We start from the raw sequence: 7,807 nt of genomic DNA on the forward strand, positions 1-7,807 counted from the left end.
CCACTTCACAACCGGAGGCCCTCACCTGTCAGGGCGACTCACCGCCAACGGGCGGGACAACCTCTCCGGACATCACAGCTAACGACCGGCCCCGGATCGTCCGATCGTCGGTAAACTCGGCGGAAAGGGAGCTCGCGAGGCGCCCGCACCGCCGAGGGGCGCCGACGACGGCGCGTCACCCCGCCGATCCTCCCGCCACAGCGCTTCCGGAGCGCTCACCCCTTCTCGGCGCGACAGGAGGTCGAGATGAGCGACAACACACCGGCCCGTCAGCACCCGCACGTTCCGCTGAAGGCGCGACGGGTCAAGTTCACCTTTCCCAGCGGCACCAAGCGCCAACATTTCGTCGACGACGACTTGGTGATGAGTCACTTCGTCGCGGTCTTGTCGGCGGTCTTCCCCGAGGGGGAGGACTTCTTCATTCGCTCGGTGCGTAACTACAACGACCAGATCACCGACCCCCGCCTGCAGCAGGAGGTCAAGGGCTTCATCGGCCAGGAGTCGTCGCACAAGGCCCAGCACCGCATGCTCAACGAGCGGCTACAGGCGATGGGATACCCGACCGACAAGATCGACCGCCACGTCAAGTGGCTGCTCGGCCGGGTGGACCGGATCTACTCCCCGGAGATGCGGCTGGCCGCGACCGCGGCGTTGGAGCATTACACCGCGTCCTTTGCCGAGATCCTGCTGAACGACGACGACTTGCTGGCCCTGCTGGACGGCTCCGATGTCCGGTCGATCCTGCTGTGGCACGCCTTCGAAGAGGCCGAGCACAAAGCGGTGGCGTTCGACGTCTACGAGGCGGTCGGTGGCAGTGAACGCAACCGGGTGCGGGCCATGCGGATCGCGACGACGATTTTCGTGATCGAGATGGTCCTGCAGACGGTTCGCTCATTGCTGCGAGACCGGGCGGCCTACAACCCGATTCGGTTGCTGCGCAGCCTGAACGAGTTCCGCAAGTCGCCGCTGTTCAGCCGGGAAGCGCTGCGCCGCTACGCGTCCTACACCCGCACGGGTTTCCATCCGGATGACTGGGACAGCGGGCCGACCCTGGAGTACTGGGCCAACCAGCTCCAGGACGCCAGCGGCAACCCGATGTACGCCGTCAATTAGCGGCCGGGGCGCTCGGTAACGCTCAGGACGACGCGTCGAGGATTTTGATTGCGAAGACCAGGGTGTCGCCGGGCGCGATCCCGGCGCGCGGCTCACCGTTGGGGTAGCCGTCGTCGGGCACCATCGCGACGGCGACCGACGAGCCGACCGTCTGGCCGGCGATGGCCTTCTGGAAGCCCGGAACCACCCGGTCCAGCGGGAACTCCACCGGTTCGCCGCGCTCGTAGCTGCTGTCGAACACGGTGCCGTCGCGGCCGTTGACCCCCATATAACAGACCGAGACCGTCGCCGTGTCGGCGACCACGGCGCCGTCGCCCGGCTCCAGGGTCTCGACCTGGGTTTCGGTGACGCTGAACGGGGCGTCGACGTTGACCAGCGGTGCGGCGGTGTCGGTGGAGCCGGTGACCGCGACCGAGCCGGTGGCGCCCGAGAGCGTCCACTGCGGCGCCGCATCGGAGGCCGGGGCGGCGGTCGGGCAGGAGGCCGCGGCGGCCGGTGCCTCGGTGGTCGAGGAGGAGACCGCGTCGGTGATCGACGGCGCCTGCGAGGCCGACGTGTCGGATCCGGATCCGCATGCGGCGAGGGCGAGGGCCAGTGACGTGGTTCCGGCGGCGAGCGTGATCAGCGAAGGCACACGGGAGGTTTTCACGCCCGCCACGCTACAGCCATCATCGGGGGCCGTTACCCCGCCCCGCCCGCGCCGGCCGGTTTCGCGGAGTGGTGTCCGAGCCGCCGGCGGCACCGGGCGAGACCGGCGCGGCGACCCTTATCCTTCACGGCGTGGCCGAAGCGTCCATAACCACGCTGCGCGGGCGACTCGACGGGTTGAGCATCCGCGACGCCGCCCGCTTCGGCAGGCGGCTGAAAAAGCTTCGCGACGCGTCGCCGGACGCGGTGCGGCGACTCGCTGACGAGATCGCCGCCGCCGAGACACGCATCGCCGCGCGGCGCGCGGCCGTACCCACGATCAGCTACCCCGACCTGCCGGTGAGCGAACGGCGCGACGACATCGCGGCGGCGATCCGGGAGCATCAGGTCGTGGTTATCGCCGGCGAGACCGGCTCGGGCAAGACGACCCAGCTGCCGAAAATCTGCCTGGACATCGGGCGCGGTGTGCGCGGCACCATCGGGCACACCCAGCCGCGCCGGTTGGCCGCCCGGACCGTGGCCGAGCGCATCGCCGACGAGTTGGGCAGCCCACTGGGCGACATCGTCGGCTACACCGTCCGGTTCACCGACAAGGCCGGCGACCGCACCCTCGTCAAGCTGATGACCGACGGCATCCTGCTCGCCGAGATCCAACGCGACCGTCGGCTGTTGCGCTACGACACGTTGATCCTCGACGAAGCCCACGAGCGCAGCCTGAACATCGACTTCCTGCTCGGCTACCTGCATGGACTGCTGCCGCGCCGGCCCGATCTGAAGGTGATCGTCACGTCGGCGACCATCGAACCGGGACGCTTCGCGGCGCATTTCTCCGGGGCGCCGGTGATCGAGGTCTCCGGGCGGACCTACCCGGTCGAGATCCGCTACCGCCCGCTGGAGGTGCCGGTAGCCGCCACCGCGACCACCGAGCATCCCGACCAGCCCGTCGACCCGGACCGAGAGATCACCCGGACGCGCCCTCGCGACGAGGTCGAGGCGATCGTCGACGCGGTCGAGGAACTGCAGACCGAGCCCCCAGGTGACATCTTGGTCTTCCTCTCCGGCGAACGCGAAATCCGGGACACCGCCGAAGCCTTGCGCGGCCACCACCACCTCGAGGTGCTGCCGCTGTACGCGCGTCTGCCCACCGCCGAGCAGCAGAAGGTTTTCGCACCCCCGACCGGGTCGCGGCTTGTGCGCCGGGTGGTGCTGGCCACCAACGTGGCTGAGACCTCGCTGACCGTGCCCGGGATCCGCTACGTCGTCGACCCGGGCAACGCCCGCATCTCGCGCTACAGCCGGCGGTTGAAGGTGCAGCGATTGCCGATCGAACCGATCTCGCAGGCATCAGCGGCGCAGCGGGCCGGCCGGTCCGGCCGCACCGCACCGGGGGTGTGCATCCGGCTGTACTCCGAGGCGGATTTCGCCGGCCGCCCGCGCTACACCGACCCGGAGGTGTTGCGCACCAACCTTGCCGCGGTGCTGTTACAGATGGCTGCGCTGCAACTCGGTGACATCGCGAGCTTCCCGTTCCTCGACCCCCCGGATGCGCGCAGCATCCGCGACGGGGTGCAACTGCTGCAGGAACTCGGTGCATTCGACTCGGCCGGACGGATCACCCCGGTGGGGCGCCGGCTGGCCCGGCTGCCGGTCGACCCGCGGCTGGGGCGGATGATCCTGGCCGCTGACGCGGAGGGCTGCCTGCGGGAGGTGTTGGTCGTGGTGGCCGCACTGACGATCCCCGATCCGCGGGAACGCCCGGCCGACAAGGAGGAGGCGGCACGCGCCAGCCACGCCCGGTTCGCCGACGAGGAATCCGATTTCCTCACCTACCTCAATCTGTGGCGGTATCTGACCGAGCAACGTAAAGACTTGTCCGGCAATGCCTTCCGTCGGCTCTGTCGCGATGAGTTCCTGCACTACCTGCGGATTCGGGAATGGCAGGACCTGGTCGGTCAGCTTCGCGGGATCACCGCCGATCTCGGTCTGCGTGAATCCGGTGTCGGCTGGGACAAGCCCGCTGACCGGGCGCGGGTGCACGCGGCGCTGCTGGCCGGGCTGTTATCGCATGTCGGTATGCGCCATCTCGGCGGGCGCGACTACCTGGGTGCGCGCAACGCCCGCTTTGCGCTGGTACCCGGATCGGTGCTGGCGAAGCGGCCGCCGCGATGGGTGATGGTGGCCGAATTGGTCGAAACCAGCCGGCTTTACGGCCGGATCGCGGCCCGGATCAACCCCGACGTCGTCGAGCGGGTCGCGGGGGATCTGGTCCAGCGCCGCTACAGTGAGCCGCACTGGGACGCCGAACGCGGTCAGGTATTGGCGTTCGAGCGGGCGACGCTCTACGGCCTGCCGCTGGTGGCCCGGCGTCGGGTCGGCTACGGCGACGTCGACCCGGCGGTGGCGCGCGAGCTTTTCATCCGCCATGCGTTGGTACAGGGGGAGTGGCACACCCGTCACCGGTTCGTCGCCGAGAACGCGCGCCTGCGCACCGAACTGGAAGAACTCGAGGATCGCGCGCGCCGCCGCGATCTGCTGGTCGATGACGACGAACTGTACACCCTGTATGACGCTCGAATCCCGAACGAGGTGGTTTCCGCACGGCATTTCGACTCGTGGTGGAAGAAGCAGGTCCGGAAGACCCCGACGCTGCTGAACCTGACTCGCGATGACCTGCTGCGCACCACCGAGACCGTCACCGACGGCCGCCCGGATCGCTGGCAATTCGAAGAAACCGCGCTGCCGCTGACCTATCGCTTCGAACCCGAGGCCGCCGATGACGGGGTGACGGTGCATGTGCCGATCGACGTCCTCGCCCGGGTCGGCGGCGCGGAGTTCAGCTGGCAGGTGCCGGCCCTACGCGAGGAGCTGGTCACCGCCCTGATCCGCTCGCTGCCGAAGAATCTGCGGCGCAACTTCGTTCCCGCACCGGACACCGCTCGCGCCGTGCTGGCGGCGATCGGGCCGGGCGATGGAGCGTTGCTCGAGGCGGTGCAGCGCGAATTGCACCGCCGCACCGGGATACAGGTGCCTGTCGAGGCGTTCGACCTGGACGCGTTGCCCTCGCACCTGCGGTTGACGTTCGCGGTGGAGTCCGCTGACGGCCGTGAGTTGGGGCGTGGGACCGATCTCGGTGAGTTGCAGGAACGGTTGGCCGAACCGGCGCGGGACGCGGTCGCCGGCGCGGTGGCCGGCGAGCTGGAACGCCGCGGCTTACGCGATTGGCCCGACGATCTGCTCGACGTGCCCCGGCTGGTGGAACGGGAGGTGGCTGGACGCACGGTGCGCGGCTACCCGTCATTCGTCGACGCCGGTGCCGCCGTCGACCTTCAGGTCTTTGCCACCGCGGCCGAACAGCAGATCGCCGCGGCACCGGGAATCCGGCGGCTATTGCGCTGCAGCCTGCCCTCGCCGGTCAAAGCGGTGGAGCGGCAACTGGGTTCGACCATGCGGCTGGCCTTGGCGGCTAATCCGGACGGTTCGCTGACAGCGCTGATCGAGGACTGCGCCGATGCCGCCGTCGACGACCTGGTCAGCGAGCCGGTCTGGAGCCGGGACGGATTCATCGCCCTGCAGACGAGTGTTGGGAACGACCTGGTGCCGACCACCGTGGCCATCGTGGGCCGCGTCGAGAAGGTGTTGGCCGCGGCCCGCGAGGTGCAACTGTTGTTGCCGGTCGAACCATCGCCGGCCCAGCGCGACGCGATCGATGACGTTCGCGCCCAGCTGGACCGGTTGCTGGTGCCCGGTTTCGTCACGGCCACCGGCCGCGCACACCTGGCCGATCTGATTCGCTACCTGGGAGCGGCCCGGCGTCGCCTCGAACAGCTTCCGCACAAGATCACCGCCGACCGGGAGCACATGGCCCAGGTGCACGCCGTGACGGACGCTTACCGCGAACTGCTCGACACCGTGACGCCGGCACGACGGCTCAGCGCCGAGGTGCGCGACATCGCACGCCAGATCGAGGAACTGCGCGTGAGCCTGTGGGCTCAGCAACTCGGCACGCCCCGGCCGGTCAGCCCGCAGCGCATCTACCGGGCTATCGATGCGATCCCGGCCGGACCCGGTGAACCGTCGCGGTGAGCGGTTCCGACCGGCCGCCTGTAAAACGTCACAGTGACGAAATGGAGAGGAGCGGCGGGGGGTAGGTGACGGTGCGGGGGGTGCGGTTCGGGTTCACCGCCGTGGCCGATCAGTCCCGTTCGACGCTGTGTCGCGAGTAACGCCGGGTGCGACCGAGGCGTCGCCGCGTCGCGACCGGATCCTTGGTGGCGCGTCCGGCGCCGCGGCGCTTGTGCGGTTTGCACAGCGCGCATCCGCGCCAGCTGCGTGACGGGTGATGGTTGGGCATCGAGGACTCCCGGAATGACTCCGCGGCAAGCGAAGAGCGCCACGTTACCCGTCGCTCCGGACAATGCCCAGCACATCGATTTACCGATAAGCTACATTATGTCAACTAAGATCGCCGTGGACTGGGTCCCCTCGCGACCTAAACCCGCAGAACAGTCAGGCCGGCGACTCCATCGAGTGGATGGAAACCCTCGTCTTGCGTGACCACGGGCAGGTCGCGGGAAGCGGCAATTGCCGCGATCCAGAGATCGTTGAGTCGCACTCGCTGACCCGTCTCTACCAAGTGCATGCGAAGGCGCGCCCACATGCGTGCTGCATCTTCGTCGACCGAAAACACAAATATGTCGGCAATCGCGTCGAGCGTTGCCAGCCGTTGCGCGCGCACATCTGCCGACGCAGCCGCAAGGACGCCGAGGTTGAGTTCGGCCATGGTGATCACGGTCGTCGCAACCTCGTCCGGCACTCCGGCTGCGTCGAGTCGGCGACCACTCTCCTGTGCGATGAACACGGACGTATCGAGCAGGCCAATGGAGGTCACGAAGGCGACCCGAGGTCATCGGTGGTGTCGCCCACCAGTTCGGCGAGTTCCGCACGCAACGCAGGGTCCGCCTGTGCACGCTCAAGCCGTCGTAGCAATTCCTCCCGACTCAGCAATCGGCGCCGGGCGGGCTGTAGGGCCGTCAGGCGTGCGACCGCCTTACCGCTGACGGTGACGGTGATTTCCTCCCCCGCCTGGACGCGCCGCAGGAGCCCTGCGGTGTCGTTGCGCAGCTCTCGGGAAGCGACTTCAGACATGCTACGAATGTAGCACAACTGTAGCATGTCGCTCCTTCGAGGTTCTCACGCGCGCCCTCGGCCCAACCGGGTGGGCCAAAGAATTGCCGAAAACGAATACGTAGGGCTACCAGTTCACTGTCGTTGTATTGCCCTGTGTCCCAACGACTTCACCGGCTGGCTGTCAAACGGCCGTGAACTCGCCGCGACCGGCGAACCACTCGTGGCGACGCACCTCCCGTTCCCCTCGGTCTGTCGCGTGGGCGTCAACGGGACCGCCTTTCGCGCGGTGCCGACCGTGTGGGACTACTGACGGCTGATCGGTCGGACGCCTCCGCTCGCTCCGGGTATTGCTGCCGCGCGCTCCGTTCGGCGTCGCCCTTACGATCTCGTTCCGTGTCAGACCCCGGTGGGAGGCTGGGGTCATGACCGCCGTCGCTTCAGCCGCTGCCGAGACTCCCGGCGCGCGGTTGGATGCGCTGTTCACCGAGTTGGCGGAGTTGACCGGGCAGCGCAACGCGATCGATGGGCGGATCGTGGCGATCGTGGCCGAGATCGACCGCGACGAGCTGTGGGGGTCGACCGGGGTGCGCTCGTTGCCGGCGCTGGTGGCCTGGAAGACCGGCTGTTCGCCGAGCAATGCGGAGCGCATCGCCGCGGTGGCGCGGCGCTCGGAAGAACTGCCGCGCTGCACCCAAAGCCTGCAGGAGGGGCGGTGTTCGCTGGATCAGGTGGCGGTGATCGCCGAGTGGGCCGGCGCGGGGGCGGGTTGTGATGAGCATTATGCGGAGTTGGTGCAGATCGCCACCGTCGCCCAGTTGCGCACCGCGGTGAAGCTGGAGCCGCGTCCGGAGCCGGATCGGCCCGGGCGCCACGCCGGGATCACCAAGACCTCCGATGGGCAGTTCGACTTCTGGCGCCT

The 7,807-nt window shown here is 68.5% G+C and carries 6 protein-coding genes and 1 pseudogene; 4 read left to right on the top strand and 3 right to left on the bottom strand.

The features are described 5' to 3' along the window. Positions 1-246 precede the first annotated feature (246 nt). The gene (locus A5643_RS13820; protein ID WP_066856553.1) at positions 247-1,113 is read left to right on the top strand and encodes a metal-dependent hydrolase; all 867 of its coding nucleotides are present in this window, start codon (positions 247-249) and stop codon (positions 1,111-1,113) included. A gap of 22 nt (positions 1,114-1,135) precedes the next feature. Here the strand turns inward: A5643_RS13820 and A5643_RS13825 are convergent, their stop codons facing one another. Further along, positions 1,136-1,762, bottom strand: coding sequence for an FKBP-type peptidyl-prolyl cis-trans isomerase (locus A5643_RS13825; protein WP_066856558.1), 627 nt, complete (start codon positions 1,760-1,762; stop codon positions 1,136-1,138). Between the two features lie 131 nt (positions 1,763-1,893). On the opposite strand from A5643_RS13825, the gene hrpA reads away from it, so the two are divergent. Further along, complete coding sequence (hrpA, locus tag A5643_RS13830) at positions 1,894-5,844, top strand: ATP-dependent RNA helicase HrpA (RefSeq protein WP_066856560.1); 3,951 nt, start codon at positions 1,894-1,896, stop codon at positions 5,842-5,844. Positions 5,845-6,250: 406 nt separating this feature from the next. Here the strand turns inward: hrpA and A5643_RS13835 are convergent, their stop codons facing one another. Beyond that, on the bottom strand, positions 6,251-6,649 hold the full coding sequence (locus tag A5643_RS13835; RefSeq protein WP_197497735.1) for a type II toxin-antitoxin system VapC family toxin: 399 nt from the start codon (positions 6,647-6,649) through the stop codon (positions 6,251-6,253). Further along, a complete protein-coding gene (locus A5643_RS13840; protein ID WP_066856566.1) occupies positions 6,646-6,906 on the bottom strand; it encodes a type II toxin-antitoxin system Phd/YefM family antitoxin in 261 nt (86 codons plus the stop codon). The genes A5643_RS13835 and A5643_RS13840 overlap by 4 nt, the downstream gene beginning before the upstream one ends. A 172-nt stretch (positions 6,907-7,078) precedes the next feature. On the opposite strand from A5643_RS13840, the pseudogene A5643_RS18765 reads away from it, so the two are divergent. After that, positions 7,079-7,198, top strand: a pseudogene (locus A5643_RS18765) (MBL fold metallo-hydrolase); the annotation flags it as partial. A gap of 112 nt (positions 7,199-7,310) precedes the next feature. Continuing rightward, a partial coding sequence (locus A5643_RS13845) for a DUF222 domain-containing protein (RefSeq protein ID WP_156628815.1) occupies positions 7,311-7,807 on the top strand: 497 nt, incomplete at its 3' end.

The sequence above is a fragment of the Mycobacterium sp. 1274756.6 genome, from assembly GCF_001668625.1.
Taxonomy (GTDB): domain Bacteria; phylum Actinomycetota; class Actinomycetes; order Mycobacteriales; family Mycobacteriaceae; genus Mycobacterium.